The 16,215-nt window shown below is 70.1% G+C and carries 11 protein-coding genes and 1 CRISPR repeat array; of the genes, 10 read left to right on the top strand and 1 reads right to left on the bottom strand.

Annotated features, from left to right (window positions below; genetic code table 11):
- Positions 1–61 precede the first annotated feature (61 nt).
- Positions 62–1,042 carry an ADP-ribosylglycohydrolase family protein gene (locus OHA30_RS18155; RefSeq protein WP_328914903.1) on the top strand — a complete coding sequence of 327 codons (981 nt, stop codon included), beginning with the start codon at positions 62–64 and terminating at the stop codon, positions 1,040–1,042.
- 931 nt (positions 1,043–1,973) lie between these two features.
- On the opposite strand, the gene OHA30_RS18160 is transcribed toward OHA30_RS18155, so the two are convergent.
- Positions 1,974–3,044, bottom strand: coding sequence for an ABC transporter substrate-binding protein (locus tag OHA30_RS18160; RefSeq protein ID WP_328914904.1), 1,071 nt, complete (start codon positions 3,042–3,044; stop codon positions 1,974–1,976).
- A gap of 224 nt (positions 3,045–3,268) precedes the next feature.
- On the opposite strand from OHA30_RS18160, the gene OHA30_RS18165 reads away from it, so the two are divergent.
- The 9 genes from OHA30_RS18165 to OHA30_RS18205 all read left to right on the top strand — a co-directional run bounded on the left by OHA30_RS18165 (position 3,269) and on the right by OHA30_RS18205 (position 14,910).
- Positions 3,269–3,532, top strand: a complete 264-nt coding sequence (locus tag OHA30_RS18165; protein WP_328914905.1) for a hypothetical protein — start codon at positions 3,269–3,271, stop codon at positions 3,530–3,532.
- A gap of 204 nt (positions 3,533–3,736) precedes the next feature.
- Positions 3,737–4,132: direct repeats of the CRISPR family, unit length 29 nt; unit sequence GTGCTCCCCGCACGCGCGGGGATGGTCCC.
- Between the two features lie 773 nt (positions 4,133–4,905).
- Positions 4,906–9,483 carry a type I-E CRISPR-associated protein Cse1/CasA gene (gene casA, locus OHA30_RS18170; RefSeq protein WP_328917900.1) on the top strand — a complete coding sequence of 1,526 codons (4,578 nt, stop codon included), beginning with the start codon at positions 4,906–4,908 and terminating at the stop codon, positions 9,481–9,483.
- Entirely contained in the window at positions 9,480–10,196 is a 717-nt protein-coding gene (gene casB, locus OHA30_RS18175) for a type I-E CRISPR-associated protein Cse2/CasB (RefSeq protein WP_328914906.1), read from the top strand. The genes casA and casB overlap by 4 nt, the downstream gene beginning before the upstream one ends.
- Positions 10,193–11,398, top strand: a complete 1,206-nt coding sequence (gene cas7e, locus OHA30_RS18180; RefSeq protein ID WP_328914907.1) for a type I-E CRISPR-associated protein Cas7/Cse4/CasC — start codon at positions 10,193–10,195, stop codon at positions 11,396–11,398. The genes casB and cas7e overlap by 4 nt, the downstream gene beginning before the upstream one ends.
- Entirely contained in the window at positions 11,395–12,153 is a 759-nt protein-coding gene (cas5e, locus tag OHA30_RS18185; protein WP_328914908.1) for a type I-E CRISPR-associated protein Cas5/CasD, read from the top strand. Before cas7e ends, cas5e begins: the two co-directional genes overlap by 4 nt.
- On the top strand, positions 12,153–12,872 hold the full coding sequence (cas6e, locus tag OHA30_RS18190; protein WP_328914909.1) for a type I-E CRISPR-associated protein Cas6/Cse3/CasE: 720 nt from the start codon (positions 12,153–12,155) through the stop codon (positions 12,870–12,872). Before cas5e ends, cas6e begins: the two co-directional genes overlap by 1 nt.
- Positions 12,869–13,906 carry a type I-E CRISPR-associated endonuclease Cas1e gene (gene cas1e / locus OHA30_RS18195; RefSeq protein ID WP_328914910.1) on the top strand — a complete coding sequence of 346 codons (1,038 nt, stop codon included), beginning with the start codon at positions 12,869–12,871 and terminating at the stop codon, positions 13,904–13,906. The genes cas6e and cas1e overlap by 4 nt, the downstream gene beginning before the upstream one ends.
- Positions 13,903–14,262, top strand: coding sequence for a type I-E CRISPR-associated endoribonuclease Cas2e (gene cas2e / locus OHA30_RS18200; RefSeq protein ID WP_328914911.1), 360 nt, complete (start codon positions 13,903–13,905; stop codon positions 14,260–14,262). The genes cas1e and cas2e overlap by 4 nt, the downstream gene beginning before the upstream one ends.
- Before the next feature lie 126 nt (positions 14,263–14,388).
- Positions 14,389–14,910 carry a hypothetical protein gene (locus OHA30_RS18205; RefSeq protein WP_328914912.1) on the top strand — a complete coding sequence of 174 codons (522 nt, stop codon included), beginning with the start codon at positions 14,389–14,391 and terminating at the stop codon, positions 14,908–14,910.
- The last annotated feature ends 1,305 nt before the right edge of the window (positions 14,911–16,215 follow it).

Genomic DNA, 16,215 nt, shown 5'->3' on the forward strand with positions numbered 1-16,215 from the left:
AACCACGCCGCGGCCGCCGGGCCTTCCGTCTCAACTCGTCAGGAGTCCCTGGACCGTTGATATGGATCGCGTAGCGCGCGCCTCGGGCGCGGTGGTCGGCTCGGCGGCGGCCGACGCACTGGGCGCCCCCTTCGAATTCGGCCCGCCGGGCTCCTTCTCGGCCCGTTTCCCTTGGCGGGCCCGGCCCGGCGACACGCCCGCCGCTGACATGTGCGGGGGCGGCGGCTGGGATCCGGGCGAGGCCACGGACGATACGCAAATGGCCGTGCACGTCGGTGAATCGCTGCTGGAACGCGGCGGTCTCGACCTGCCGGACGTGTTCGCGCGCTTCCAGCGGTGGGCGGCGGACGATCCCAAGGACATCGGGTTGCAGACCGAGGACGTACTGACCAACGGCCTTCCCTGGGACCGGGCTGCCGAGGCCCACTTCCGTACGAATCTCCGGGCGGCGGGCAACGGCGCGCTGATGCGGGCGGCGACCTCGGGCGTGTACTTCGCCGGGCACGGCCGGGCGGCCACGATGGCGGCCGGGCGCCGGCTGGCCGCCCTCACGCACGGCGACCCGGCGGCGTGGGAGGGCACGGCGATCTTCCACGAGTTGCTGCGGGTCGCGCTGGACGGCGGCGACCCGGTCGCGGCCGTTCTGGACACCCTGGCCGCGGCCGATCCCGACCACCGGCAGCGGTACGCGACCGTACTGGCCCCCGACTGGCACCCCGAGTCGGCCACGGAGTTCAACGGCGCGGTCCGGCCCTGCCTCGGCTCCGCGGTCTGGGCGGTGCGGACCACTTCCTCGTATGAGGACGCCGTGCGGGCCGCCGTGAACCTCGGCGGTGACACGGACACGGTCGGCGCGGTCACGGGGGCGTTGGCCGGGGCGGTGTACGGGGTCGGCGCGATCCCCGCGCGCTGGACGGACCCACTCCACGTACCCCTGCCCGGTGCGCGGGGCCGGGTCCTCCGGCTGCCGGATCTGCTCACCCTCGCGGACCGCTTGGCCCGCGCGGGCGGGGGCGGGGGTACGGGGTCGCGCGTACGTTGAACTCACCCCGAGGGCCGAGGCGGGCGTTGGGGGCGGGCCGGGCGGCGTGGCCGGAGCAGCAGCCCTGGGGGTGCCGGTGACCGCCAAAGTCATAGAATCAGGCCCGCCCGCCCGGCAAACCCCCTGGTCACTTAGTGTGCTCCCCGCGCACGCGGGGTTGGTCCCGTGGTCAACAGCGCCCGGCCGTGCCGGAAGTCGTGCTCCCCGCGCACGCGGGGTTGGTCCCGATGGCACCGGTAGTCGTCAACGGCACCGCCGGTGCTCCCCGCGCACGCGGGGTTGGTCCCATGCCGATCTTGGACGACAGAATGTCTTGGAACGTACTCCCCGCCCTGCGGGGGTGGTCCTGGCTTGTCCTTGACGAGCTTGTCCAGGGCGGCGTGCTCCCCGCATCCCGGGGATGGGGGCGGCGTCGGCCGCTCCTCGAACCGGGCGCCGGGCGCGCAGCGCAACGTTGCTGCCCTACACGTACGTTGGCGCGGTGGGCGTCGCAACTGGCTCTGCGCCCACCGAAACGTACGTCCCAACTGCGGCCAGGACGCTGACTCGCAGCGACGTACCGGACGACCGTCGGCCCGCGCGAGCGGGAACGTCGAACGCCACGAACCGAATACCCGTTCGTGGCGCCCGCACTCCACCTCGCCCGATTCCCGCGTGGGAACGCCCCCCGAGAGCACCCGCAGACGTAACGGGCACCCCGACCGCAGAGCCTCCCGGCTCCGCGGGTCGCGGGAGCGGACAACCGTTCACTCGGAAATGGAGCGTGCGATGTACATAGGTATCGGCACCGTAGTGGTCGTCATCATCATCGTGGCCGTCGTCATGATGCTGCGGCGCGGCTGACCCGACGCCGGCCGCGCGCGTACCCCCGGCACCCTCGCGAGCAGGGCGTACGGACGCCCGCCCGGAGGGCACCGCCGGGCACGAACGTTCAGCGCGAGGCGCGAATCTTCTGACAGGCGTCGGCGATGAAGTCGAGCAGGCCGAGCGCGCCGCTGTAGGAGGAGGGGAACAGCAGGTCGGTGGTGTAGACGTGACCCGCGCGGGCGGCGGGCAGCTTCTTCCACAGGGGCTGCGCGAGCAGTGGCTCGCTGCCGACGGCGACGGACAGGATGACGTCGGCGGCGCCGAGTTGCTGGTCGATGGTCTCGTAGGACAGGTCGTGGCCCCAGTAATTGGCGCCCTTCGCACCGGCGTTGCCGAGCTTCGCGCCCAACTCACCGAGAATGGCGGACGGATCGCTGCTGGGCAGGTAGCGGTAGAAGGTCCCGGCCGCGGCGGCCTGTACGACCTCCCAGCGGTGACCGGTCAACTCGGCCGCGTACTGGGCCCTTACGGCGGCGAGCCTGGCGTCGTACGTGCTCTTGAGCGAGTTGAGACGGTCGTTGCGGTCGACGGCGTCGGCGAACGCGGCGGTGGCCTGCTGCCAGGGGATGACGCCCTGGGCCGTCCGGAGCGCGTAAGTCGGGGCGATGGCGCTGAGCTTGCGGTAGAGGGCGGCGTCGACGTACGTGTCGAAGGCGATCACCAGGTCGGGCCGGAGCGCGGCGATCTTCTCGACGTCGAAGGCCCCGTACTCGCCGACGGTCGGCAACCCCTTCACCACGGTGCGGTACTGCGTCAGGGCGACCTCCGCCTCGCCGTTGTCGGTGCCGACGGGCGTCAGACCGACGTCGAGCAGCGTGCTCAGCGCCGCCTTGCTCAGGGCGACGACCCGGCGCGGCTTCCCCGGCGCGCGTACGGTGCCGTACGCGCCCGTCAGGCTGCGCGGCGCGGAGGATGCGGCGGGGGCCGAACCGTTGTCGTGGGCGTCGTTGCCGCAGGCCGCGAGGCCGAGGAGCGCGCCGGCGCCCGCGACGCCGCCGAGGAAGCCGCGGCGGGTGAGGGCGGCGACGATCTCGGCGAACTCGGCGTCGGTCCGCGCGGTTGCCTGCGCGGCGGCGGTCCGCGCTTCGGTTCGCGCTTCGGTCTTCGCCGGGGTGGCGACCAGTTCCAGAATCATGGCTGACGTCCTGTTCCGCAGGTGCGCTGCGCTCGCGGGCCGGGGGTGAGGTGCGGACCGCTCGGCGGCTCGTACTTAGGGCACCCTAACCTAACTTCTCGACGCGAGGTATCCCCGTCACGGGGGCGCCGCGCCATCGCCTCGCGCCCGGGCGAGGCGGGCACTCTGCGTGTGGCCTTAGCCTGGTACAAGGCAGTAGTCCGTATGCGGCGAAGGAGATGAACATGACCACTGCACCTGGTGGCGTTCCGCACTCGTCCGCGTCCGAGGTCCATCCCCTGCGAACCATCCGTGAGATCCGGGAGTCCCTGCCGGAGGACCAGGCCCGGCATTTCGACGCGGAACTCGCCGACACCGCGATCGAGGAGCTGCCGGAAATGCTGAGCCGGTGGGTCCGGCTGGCCGCCGACGGGTTCGAGGAGTTCCTGCTGTCCAAGCCCTTCGAAGGACTCGCTTTCGGCGCCCGCTCCTACGCTGGCGCGTGGTGACCACTTGCTTGACCCGTCTGTCGTGCTCGTGGCCGCCGGAGCCGCTGAGTACGAGGACCGCGTAGTGCCGATCGGCGAGCCAGAAGCGGCGGCCCATTCGACCGTCGCAAGGCATTGAATGTGGCCGATATATCCCATATGACGGTCTCGATGAAAGTGATGGAATCGGCCCCACCCAAGTAGCAAACCCGCAGGTCATCTAGGGTGCTCCCCGCACGCGCGGGGATGGTCCCCTGCTCAGCGGCGCGGCGTTGGACGTGCGGATGTGCTCCCCGCACGCGCGGGGATGGTCCCTTCGGTTCAACGCGGGCGACGTACGGAAGCCAGTGCTCCCCGCACGCGCGGGGATGGTCCCCACAGGGCCCGGGTCTGCGCGTTACCGATGATGTGCTCCCCGCACGCGCGGGGATGGTCCCGTCCTCACGCGGCGCCCCCGTCCGGCTGCACGGTGCTCCCCGCACGCGCGGGGATGGTCCCGCCACCGTGCCCGGCGGTGTCCAGCGCGGCCTGTGCTCCCCGCACGCGCGGGGATGGTCTCCTATGCTGCACGGTGTAACAAAGTTCAAGTGGTGTGCTCCCCGCACGCGCGGGGATGGTCCCTAGGTCATGTCATCAGATGAGGGACGCTACGCGTGCTCCTCGCGCATGCGGGGACCTTTCCAACGAGCAGGGCAGCCATCGTGAATGTCCGCTCATTTTTCTAACTAGGTAATGTCACCAGACCAGAACCAACTCCTCAAACCAGTAATTTGCCGTAGCTCTTGCCCTCCGCTACGCTGCGGCAGTATCGGCGCGGACCGCCCAACGCCCTGTGAAGACAAGGACGTTGAGCAAAACGGCCGGGCCCCCGACTCGCGATCGGAGGGGCCCGGCCATCGCTCCCTCAGGTGACGAAGGAGGCATATTGATGGTACAGAGGTGGAGGCCTTCGGTGGCGGGTCGGCAGCGTGACCGCCAGGTGACGGGCTTGTTGGCGGCCGCCTTGGCCGCCGGGGCCGGATCGCAGGCCGTCGTCGACGTGGGCGCGCGCGGCCTCGTCGTGACCATCGTCGTTCTCATCCTCGTCGGGGGCTGGAACCCCGGTCGTCGGACGCGTCGCCGTCGATGCGGGCTGGCACGATAGCGAGCCGCGCAAAGCTGAGCCGGTGCGGTCCCGACCCTCTCGGGGAAGGGCCGGGCCGGCCCGGCATCGATCGGCTGGCGCCGATCACTCCGCGCGCGAACGCGGTGCCCTACCGACCGCATCGCCACCACGGCCGCGCACAGCCGCGCATTGCGCGATCAATTTCGATCAAGACAAGCTATCTATGATCAATACCGGCTTTCTGTGTGATAAACACCTCGACGAGGGGGCGCTGTTGTTGAATGACGGCATGACCGCAGCACATGCCGAACGCCTCTCCCTGGGGAGGGAATTGACGGGCGCGACGCGTACGGTGTGGGCGAAGCACGACCGTAAGACGGACGGCTGGCTTCCCCTGTGGCAGCACATGGAAGACAGCGCCGGAGTCGCGGAACTGCTATGGGATCGATGGGTGCCGCGCAGCGTCAAGTCGTTGGTGGCCGAAGGGCTGCCAGCCGGTGAGAGCGACGCACGGCTTCTCGTGATATGGCTCTCCGCTACCCACGACATTGGTAAGGCCACTCCTGCGTTCGCATGCCAGGTCGACTTGTTGGCCAACGCCATGCGGGAAGCGGGGCTTCACATGGAGCAGCGCCAGCAGTACGGCGACGACCGCCGGATGGCTCCGCACGGGTTGGCCGGGCAGTTGCTGATCCAGGAGTGGCTGGAGCGGCGGTATGGATGGACCGGGAGGTCAGCTGCCCAGTTCGCCGTCATCGCTGGTGGTCATCACGGAGTGCCGCCGGGGCATGAGCAGATCCACGACCTCGATCTGCACCCGGAGTTGTTGCGAGCGCGAGGCGCCGACGAGGAGTGCTGGCGGCAGGTCCAGACCGAACTGCTGGACGCCTGTGCCCGTGTGTACGGGGTGCAGCAGCGACTCGCGGACTGGCGCCAGGTCAAACTGTCCCAGCCGGCTCAGGTCATGCTCACGGCGCTGGTCATTGTCGCCGACTGGATCGCCAGCAGTGCCGAGTTGTTCCCCTATTACCCGGGGGCCGCTGGGCGGACCGGAGCCGAGCGGTTGGCTGCGGCGTGGCGCGGCATCGACCTGCCAGCACCCTGGGCGCCCGAGGAACCGATAGGGACGGCGGCCGAGTTGTTTGCGAGCCGCTTCGCGCTGCCTCCGGGGGCGGGGATCAGGCCGGTACAGGAAGCAGCGGTGCGCATGGCGCGGGAGATGGCGGCCCCCGGCCTGATGGTGATCGAAGCACCCATGGGTGAGGGGAAGACCGAGGCGGCTCTCGCGGTGGCCGAGATCTTCGCCGCGCGCAGCGGCGCGGGAGGATGTTTCGTCGCGCTGCCGACCCGCGCCACCGGAAACGCGATGTTCTCCCGGGTGATCTCGTGGCTGCGCGGTATGCCGGGTTCGGAGCAGCACTCGGTCTTCCTCGCCCATGCGAAGGCGGCCCTGAATGACCAGTACGCGTATCTCTCGCAGTTGGGCGCCCGGACGATCGCGGCGGTGGACCTCGACGGCGAGACAGGGGTGTCGGCGCCCTCCCGGAAGAACACTCGTAAGGATTCGGCGGAGCTTGTGGCCCACCAATGGCTGCGCGGGCGGAAGAAGGGAATGCTCGCCTCCTTTGCGGTGGGCACGGTCGACCAACTGCTGTTCGCCGGGCTGAAAAGCCGCCACCTCGCTCTGCGGCACCTCGCGCTTGCGGGCAAGGTGGTCGTGATCGACGAGATCCACGCCTACGACGCCTATATGAGCGTCTACCTCGAACGGGTGTTGTCCTGGCTGGGCGGCTACCGCGTGCCGGTGGTGATGCTGTCGGCGACGCTGCCGGCCGATCGTCGCCGCGCGCTGATAGAGGCGTACGCCGGTGAGTCGGAGGGCACCGCCGCGGTACTGGGCGGGTCCGGGTATCCCCTGGTGACCACCGTCGCCCCCGGCACGGAACCGATGACGGCTCGGCCACCGGCGGCGTCCGAGCGGCACACGGACGTCCGGATCGAGCCGCTGGACGACGAACTGAGCGTGCTGACCGACCGCTTGGCCGACTGCCTGTCCGAAGGGGGCTGCGCCCTCGTTGTCCGCAACACCGTGGACCGGGTTCTGCAGACGGCCGAACGCCTGCGTGAGCGCTTCGGGGCGGAGAGCGTCACGGTGGCGCACTCACGCTTCCTTGACGCCGATCGGGCGTGCAAGGACGACGAGTTGCTGGCTCGGTTCGGTCCGGGCGGCTCCCGGCCGAACGGACCGCACATCGTCGTGGCCAGTCAGGTCGCCGAGCAGTCACTCGACATCGACTTCGACCTGCTGGTCACCGATCTGGCCCCCGTCGACCTCGTACTCCAGCGCATGGGCAGGCTGCACCGGCACCATCGTGGCGGTCCGGAGCAGCACGACCGGCCGCGCAAGGTACGTATTCCCCGCTGCTTCGTCACAGGCGTGGACTGGAACACGGTGCCTCCCGAGCCGGTCCGCGGCTCGGCGGCGGTGTACGGGCGCTACACGCTGCTGCGCGCGCTGGCGGTGCTGCGCCCCCACCTCGACGGCCACCCGGTCAGCCTGCCCGCCGACATCGAACGGCTCGTGCAGCGGGCCTACGGAGCCGCGCCGGAAGGTCCTGCCGAGTGGGCCGACGCCATGGCCGAGGCACACCGCGACCAGGAAGTGCGCTTCGGCGACCAGCGGGCCCGGGCGGCTGTTTTCCGGCTCGACAAGATACGTCGACCGGGCCGGTCGCTCGTCGGCTGGATAGACGCGGGTACGGGGGAGGCGGACGACACACCGACCGGCCGGGCCCAGGTACGCGACAGCGAGGAGAGCCTGGAGGTTCTCGTCGTGCAGCGGCATTCGGACGGGTCGTTCACTACCGTGCCCTGGTTGGAGAAGGGCCTCGGCGGTCTCCCGCTGCCCACAGACGCGGTCCCACCGTCGCGCGCGGCCCGGGCGGTCGCCGCCAGTGCCCTCCGGCTGCCGTACCACTTCTCCAAGCCCTGGATGGTGGATCGGGTTATTCAGGAGCTTGAGGAACTGTGCTTTCCCGCCTGGCAGGAGAAGGACTGTCCCTGGCTGGCCGGTGAACTGATTCTCGCGCTGGACGAGGACTGTCGTACCCAACTGGCAGGCTACGAACTCCACTACAGCAGCACCGACGGTCTGACCGTCACACCGGCCGGTGCACGTGATGTGAGGCTGGTGAGCGGCGTGCCGTCCTTCGATCTCGTCTCCCGCCCCTGGCTGCCCGTCGTGCGAAGCGACGGTACGACCGCGGAGTTGTCGTTGCACCAGGTGTTCGCCCAGGCGGCGGGCGTACGACGGCTGGTGGGGGATGTACCCACGCAGGAGTTTGCGCTGTTGCGGCTGCTGCTGGCGATCCTCCACGACGCGGTGGAAGGGCCGGAGGATCTGGACGACTGGGAGGATCTCTGGTCCGATCCCGACTCCATGGCTGTGGTGTCCGCGTACCTGGAGCGCCACCGGGGGCGCTTCGACCTGCTCGACGAAAAAGCGCCCTTCTTCCAGGTGAGCGGTCTGCGGACGGAGAAGGACGAGGCAGCGTCCCTCAATAGGATCGTCGCCGATGTACCCAACGGCGATCCCTTCTTCACCATGCGCATGCCCGAGGCTGGACGCATCGGTTTCGCCGAGGCCGCCCGATGGGTCGTGCACGCCCAGGCGTTCGACACCTCCGGTATCAAGTCCGGTGCCGTGGGCGACCCGAGGGTCAAGGGTGGAAAGGGATATCCGCAAGGTGTCGCCTGGGCCGGGAATCTGGGCGGGGTGTACGCGGAAGGGCGGAACCTGCGCGAGACACTGCTGCTCAACCTGGTCGCCGCCGACACGACAGGCATCCAGTGGGAGCGCGAACTCGACCGCCCCGCCTGGCGCCAGGAGCAGCGCGGCCCGGCAGCGTCCGACGAAGTGGAACTCAAGAGGCGTCCGGCCGGCCCCCGTGACCTTTACACCTGGCAGTCGAGGCGGCTGCGCCTGGTCCACGACGGTGATGACGTACACGGCGTTGTGCTGGGGTACGGCGATCCGCTCGCCCAGCGGAACATGCAGCACCTTGAGCCCATGACCGGCTGGCGGCGCAGCACCGCCCAGGAGAAGAAGACCGGCCAGGCGCAGGTGTACATGCCGCAGGAGCACCAGCCGGCCCGTGCCGCCTGGCGCGGACTGGAGAGTCTGCTGCATTCCGAGGGCGAGCCCGGCGCCGCCCGGCGTACCGGCCCCCCGTCGGCCATTCGGCCCGGCATCGTGAAATGGGTCGCCCGTCTGGCCACCGAGGAACTGCTGCCTCGGCGCAGCCTGATCCGGGTCCGCACCGTCGGTGCCCACTACGGCACTCAGCAGTCCGTCATCGACGAAATGGTGGATGACGGTGTCGCCATGGCCGTCGTCCTGCTCCATGAACACGACTTCCGCTACGGGAAGGAAGCTGTCGGCGCCGTCGCCGACACGGAGAAGTCCGTCAACGCTCTGGGTAGCCTCGCGGCCGAACTGGCACAGGCTTGCGGCGCTCTGCCGGACGCGCCCCGCGAAGCGGCTCGCGACCTCGGATTCGGCGAGCTGGACGGGCCCTACCGGCAGTGGTTGAGCAGGCTCGGCGACACCGGCGACCCGGAGCAGGCCCGTGCAGACTGGCAGCACACGGTTCACCGCGTGCTCAGCCGACTGGCCCGCGGCCTGCTCGACGCCTCGGGACGGGCGGGCTGGACAGGACGGAACGTGGAGACGCCGCAGGGCCCCCGGTGGCTCGACGACACCCTGGCCGACCTGCGTTTCCGGTCCCGTATCAATCAGGCGTTGCCCAAACGCCGTACCGGAGCCGGCGTGGCGAGCCCTGACAACGACGAGAGAGCACCCGTATGACCACAACCGCGATCGGCGATCCGGCCGGTCAGGACACCCCCTCAACCACCGAACCGACGCGAACCCGGGGACGCGTGCTGACGTTGGTCGGCAGCACCGTACGCGCCCATGTGGGCCGCATTCAGCATGGCTACAGGGACGACCGGCCGGACGCCGTCGCCGCTCTGGCCCGACTGCGGCGCGGCGCGGGGAGACCGGCCGGCGAGCTTCCCGACCTGTGGGGCATGACCGGCACGGACACCCTGTACGCCGAGGCGCCCGACTGGGGCGAGCGGCGGATGGAACAGGCCGAGCAAGCCCTGCATATCGCCGTGACCCTGTGGGCCCTCCACCAGCAGTCGCACCGGTCCGCGGCCATGCACATCACCGGCGGACCCGAACTGGGCGTTGCTGTAAGGCGCTTGATGCCGGACAGCGGAGCGTTCGACGACCGGATTCTCCGGCGCTTCGTCCGCACCGCCACCGCCTCTTCCCTCCCGGTGCTCGCCCAGCGGCTGCGCGACCTGGTGCTGCTGCTGCGTCAGGCGGATATTCCGCTGGACTACGGACTGCTCGCCGACCAGCTCTACCAGTGGCAGCAGCCGGCCGGTCCTGCGGCTGTGCACCGAGCGTGGGGACGTGCCTTCCACGCCTACCGCCCGCCCGCCCCGGCCACTTCCAAGACTCCGACCACCCCGGACACCGCTCCGGACAGCGACAAGGACGCTCAGTGAGCCGCACCATCGTGGATGTGCACATCCTGCACACTGTTCCCCCGAGCAACCTCAACCGTGACGACACCGGCGCACCGAAGACAGCTGTCTACGGTGGCGTGCGCCGCGCCCGCGTTTCCAGCCAGGCGTGGAAGCGGGCCACCCGCAAGGCCTTCGAAAGCCTGCTTGACCCGTCCGAACTCGGGGTGCGGACAAAGAAGGTGGCCGCGGCACTGGCCGAGCGCATCAGTGCCCTGGAGCCGTCGCTGGCCCGGGAGACGGCCTTGGCCGCGGCCGCGGAGGCGGTCCACGCCGCCACCGGGGCCAAGATCGAGCCCCCGAAGCGCAAGTCGGCCGACGCCGCGAAGGGCGGGGCGGACGCGCCCGCTCCGGAATCCTCCTACCTGATGTTTCTCAGCGCCCGCCAGTTCGACGCTCTCGCCGTGCTGGCCCTCGAAGGCATCAAGGGCTCGGGCGACATCAAGGCGTTCTTCAAGAACCGCGACAACAAGGCACGTGCCCGTGAAGCCGCCGTCACTCGGCACTCCGTGGACATCGCCCTGTTCGGACGGATGGTCGCCGACTCCTCCGACATCAACGTGGACGCCGCCGCGCAGGTCGCCCACGCCATCAGCGTGCACGCGGTGGAGAACGAGACCGACTACTTCACCGCCGTGGACGACCGGAACGAGGGCGACGGGGAATCCGGTGCCGGCATGATCGGCACGGTCGACTTCAACTCCGCCACGCTCTACCGCTACGCGGCCCTGGACATTGATGCGCTGAGCCGTAATCTCGGCCAGGGACTCCGCGACGACGAGCCCGTCACAGATCCGGTACGCCGCGCGGTCGAGGCGTTCATCAAGGGATTCGCCGCCTCCGTCCCCACCGGAAAGATCAACACCTTCGGCAACCAGACGCTGCCCGACGCGGTGGTCGTCAAGCTCCGCACGTCCCGTCCCGTCAATTTCGTGGGTGCCTTCGAGACCCCGGTCCGGGCGGACGAGGACGGCGGACACCTGGCCAAGGCATGCGCTGCCCTGGCCGCGTACGTTCCGAACGTCGAGCACGCTTACGGTGTCGAGAAGGACACGCACACATGGGTGGTCCGGGTCGGTCCCGGCACAGAGCCGCTGGCGGACCTGGGGACCGCCGTGACACTGCCCGAGTTGACGGACGCTGTCGGCGCCGCCGTGGCCGCCAGGCTGGAGCAGCGTGGATGAGCGTCCTGGCTCTGCGGCTGGCCGGTCCCCTGCAATCGTGGGGCGTCTCCGCACGCTTCGCCCGGCGCACCACGGAGACAGCGCCCACCAAGAGCGGGGTCATCGGCCTGCTCGCCGCCGCCCAGGGACGTGAGCGGGACGCCGATCTGTCCGATCTCGCCGCCCTGCGCTTCGGCGTACGCGTCGATCAGCCCGGCACGCGCATCCGCGACTTCCAGACAGCCCATCACGCTGTCACCGGCAAGTCGATGCCGGTCTCGGAGCGCTTCTACCTGGCGGACGCGGTGTTCGTGGCAGCCGTGGAAGGAGAGGACGCGTTGATCGACGCCCTGTACGCCGCCGTGAGGGCGCCCGTCTTCCTGCCTTACCTCGGGCGCCGCTCCTGCCCGCCTGCCGAACCCGTCGACCTGGGAGTGCGCCGCGAAGCCGACCTCCGTCATGTACTGGAGGACGAGCCGTGGATGGCGGCGGCGTGGTATCAACGCCGACTCGACCGCGAGCCCTTCCCCCGGCTGACCGTGATCGTGGAGTCCACACCTGACGAGGACCCCGGCGACATGGTGCGCGACCAACCGCTCAGCTTTGATCCGCGGCATCGGCGGTACGCCCTGCGCGGCTACCGCACGGACACGGTCTCCGTACCCAATCCACGAGCACGCGGCGGGACCCGTCGGAGCGACGCCCACGCCGAACTCACACCCGCTCATGATCCGACGACCCAGCTGCCCCTGCTGTCCCCGCTGGACGGTGCCTGATGTTCCTCACCCGATTCCGTTTCAACATGGCGCGGCAAGGCGCTCGCCGCCTTCTCGCCTCCCCGCAGTCGTTGCATGCGGCGGTCATGTGCTCCTTCGCCGAGCCGACGCGGCCCGATACCGGGGAAGGCCGCGTCCTGTGGCGCGTCGATCGCAACTCCAAGACCGACATGCTGCTCTATATCGCCGGGCCGGACCGACCCGACCTCACCCACCTTGTGGAGCAGGCGGGTTGGCCCACGAGCGGCAGCTGGCAGACGTATGACTACACCGGTCTCCTGGCCGCTCTGCGAACCGGTGACGACTGGGCGTTCCGGCTCACGGCCAACCCCGTACACAGCATTCGCCGCAAGGAGGACGAGCCCACCAAGCGGACCGCGCACATCACCCCGCGCCACCAGATGAACTGGCTGCTGGCCCAGCAGGAAAGGCGGGGCTTCGTCGTCCTGGAGAAGCCCGCCGACCGGAGGCTGCTTCCGCAAGGCGACGAGTACGAGCTGACCGTGCGCGACGCCCGACCACTCTCCTTTCCGAAGACCGAGCAGGCCAGCGGGCGGCGCAACCGTGTGATGCTGACCTCCGTCACCTTCGACGGGCGGCTGCGGGTCACCGACCCGGAGGCTCTGCGCCGTGCGCTCACCCTCGGCATTGGCCGCGCCAAGGCGTACGGTTGCGGGCTGATGACGCTCGCCCCCGTCACACCGGCGGGGGTTCGGTGAGCACGGTCGGCAGGCGTCCACAGTCCTCGCCGCGTGAACTGACCCGCGTCGGTGACCGGCTGTCCTTCGTCTATCTGGAGCGCTGCGTCATCAACCGTGACGCCAACGCCATCACCAGCGACGACGCCGAAGGCACCACGCACATCCCCTCGGCCGCCATCGGCATGCTGCTGCTCGGCCCCGGCACCCGGATCACCCACCAGGCGATGGCCCTGCTCGGCGAGAGCGGCGCGGGCGTGGTGTGGGTCGGCGAGAACGGCGTGCGTTTCTACGCGGGCGGCCGGGCATTGACCCGTTCCTCCGCGCTGGTCGAGGCTCAGGCGGTCGCGTGGGCCAACCGTCGCACCCGGATCGAGGTGGCCCGGGCGATGTACGCGATGCGCTTCCCGGCGGAAGACCCGGCCCGGATGACCCGGCAGCAGATGCTCGGCGGCGAGGGCCGGCGGATGCGGGACTTCTACGCAAAGGAAGCCGCCCGGGTCGGCATTCCGTGGCGCGGACGCCGTTACATCCACGGCGACTTCGACTCTGGTGACCCGCCCAACCAGGGGATCACGGCCGCCGCCCAGTGCATGTACGGCATCGCCCAGACCGTCATCGCTGCGCTCGGCTGCTCGCCGGGGCTCGGCTTCGTCCACTCCGGCCACGAACTGTCCTTCGCGCTGGACGTGGCCGACCTCTACAAGACGGAGATCGGCATCCCCGTCGCCTTCGAGGTGGCGGCGGAGAGCCCGGAGGAGGTCGGCTCCCGTACGCGGCGGGCATTGCGCGACCGGGTCAACCGGACGGGCCTCCTGGACCGTTGTGTACGGGACATTAAGACCTTGCTGCTGACGGCGGCGGGCGCGTCCGAGGTGAGTGCTTCTGCCGTGGACGGGGACGTGGACCGCGTCACGCTTCAGTCCGACGGTGGGCGTGAGGTGGCAGGCGGACGCAACTACGCGGGTACGGAGGTGGGGCCTGGAACGGGCTCGGGTTCTGGGCCGGCGTCGGGGCCTGAGTCGGATCCGGGATCGGACGAGGTCATCTGGTGACCGTCATCGTCCTCACACACTGCCCAGTCGGCCTGCGCGGCTTCCTTACGCGTTGGCTGCTCGAGATCTCCCCGGGCGTCTTCATCGGCGGTCCTTCCGCCCGTATCCGTGACGCCCTTTGGGACGAAGTCCGCCAGTACGCGGGCAACGGCAGGGCGCTGCTCGCCTACTCGACCGACAACGAGCAGGGCTTCACCTTCCGTACGCACGATCACAAGTGGCACCCCGTCGACTACGAGGGCCTCACCCTCATCCGCCGACCTGCGGACCGGCCCACGTCGCCTTCCACTCCTGCGGTCACGCAGGGCTGGAGCAAGGCGTCGAAGCGGCGCCGCTTCGGCAATCGCGGATCGTAGGCCGCGGCGATCGGCCCTCGGGCCCGCCGCGACGCGCCCCACGCCAACTGATCGGCTGGGTCGTCCGCACCGTATTGACGTACGTTCGGCATGACACACGCCATGGGACCCGGCGGGGGAGGCTGCGTGGGCGGTTGGTGGGCCTACTTGGACGAGCAGACTCGTCAGGAGGTCGACGCGGACGTGTTGCGTGACCGCCGGATGATGGCGGTCAGGACCGTGTGGGAGGCTCTGCGCCCGCTGGAGTTGGGTCTGCGTGAGGCGGAACAGGTGGTCCACGCGCGTTATGAGGCTCTGGGCGACCGCGTGCAGCACAGCCCGCCTGATCCGCTCGACATTCCCTCACTCGCGATCCGTGCCGCGGAGTTCCCTGGCCGGGTGGCCGCTGTTGAGGCTTTTTGGGACGGCGACACGGTCCACGACTGGTTTGTGCTCCTGGTCGCGGTCCTTGACCATCCGACCGGGGAAGGGCACCTGGCGACCGTCCATCACGGCCCTGGTGGTCGACCGCCAGCCACCGCCGCAGCCGAGGCGGGCCGGGCCTTGGCCGACCACCTCGGAGTGCCGTTCCACTTTGCCTCCCCGGACGCCCCGGACGACGACGCTCCGCGCTGGCGGACGCTCCAGCGCAGGCCGGAGGGTTTATGAGGGGGACGACGGGAGGATTGTCAACGACGCCCAGGAGCAGCCCGTCCGTCGGCCGTCTCCCCCCAACTCGTACGGTCGGCTTCACGCTTCGCGGACAAGCGACGGCGTCACTCCCCGCGCGCCTAGGGGAGGCGTTTTCCGTGAACTCAGTGCCGCTCGCCCTGGCGCGCGCCGTAGGCTGACGGCCGCCAGTTGGGCTCTGCGCAGGAGCGGCGACGCGAGGATGGGCGATTTATTCTACATGTCGGCTTCCGTGAAAGTGATGAATTCTGGCACCTTCAACAGGTGAAAGCCCTGGTCATCTAGTGTGCTCCCCGCACGTGCGGGGATGGTCCCCCCAGCCCAGCCCCCCGCCGATGGCCGCCACCGAGAGTGCTCCCCGCGATCGCGGGGATGGGCCCGCGGGCGCGGGGGTCGGGCGGACGTACCCGCGGGGTCAGACTCCCGCCAGCGCCGGAGGCGGCCCCTGGGGGCGGAGGGCCGCGCGGACTTTCGCTCTGCCCCGGGCCGCGACGCTCGCCCGCGCCGCCGCCACCGTGTCGCCGACGTCCTCGACCAGGCCCGCGCACGCGCGGCAGACACCCTCGCCCGGGATCGGACGGGCGCACGTACCGCACTCGTTCCAACGTGGCATCGCCGAGCCGTCGGGCGGAGGCGCCGGGGGCAACTTTCGCGTCAGGCGGTCCCGTAGAAGCGCGGGCGCGCTGTGGACGCGCGCCGGCAACCCGCTGAGCAGCGCCTCGGCCAGGTCGCGTTGGCCGTACCCCCGCTCCAACCACCCACTCACCAGCGGCGCGAGGGCCAACGCCTCGCCCGTACCGACTCGTAGGCGAGGCTCGGGCCGTAGCACCCGGAACAGCACGGCCACCGCTTCACCGAGCCCACCGCCCGAGGGAGGCCCGTCCGGCGGCGGCCCATCTGGCGGCGGCTCGTCCGGCGGGGGCCCGGCCAGCGGCGGTTCGGCCCCTACCGGCGCCCCCAACGCCGTCAAAGCGCCCAGGGCCGCCAAGACCCGCGACACTCCCGACGGCCGACACACCTCGGGCACTCCGGACGTCCCCGCCGTCGCTGGCGAGCGCTGCGCGGGGAGGGTGGGTACTTTCCCCAGGTTCTTTACGGGTTTGACGCCACGTCCACCGCTCGCCGAATTACCGGAACCCGGACGGGTGAGATCCGGAGCCGTCTGCGGAGTGTCGTAGACGTGGCTCTCGCTGACGAACGTGCCGTCGGCGAGCCGGATCACGTCGACGCGGTAGTAACCGAAAGAGGCCAGCTCACGCAGGGCTTTGGCAACGGCGTGGCGCC

The organism is Streptomyces sp. NBC_00223, assembly GCF_036199905.1.
Classification (GTDB): Bacteria; Actinomycetota; Actinomycetes; order Streptomycetales; family Streptomycetaceae; genus Actinacidiphila.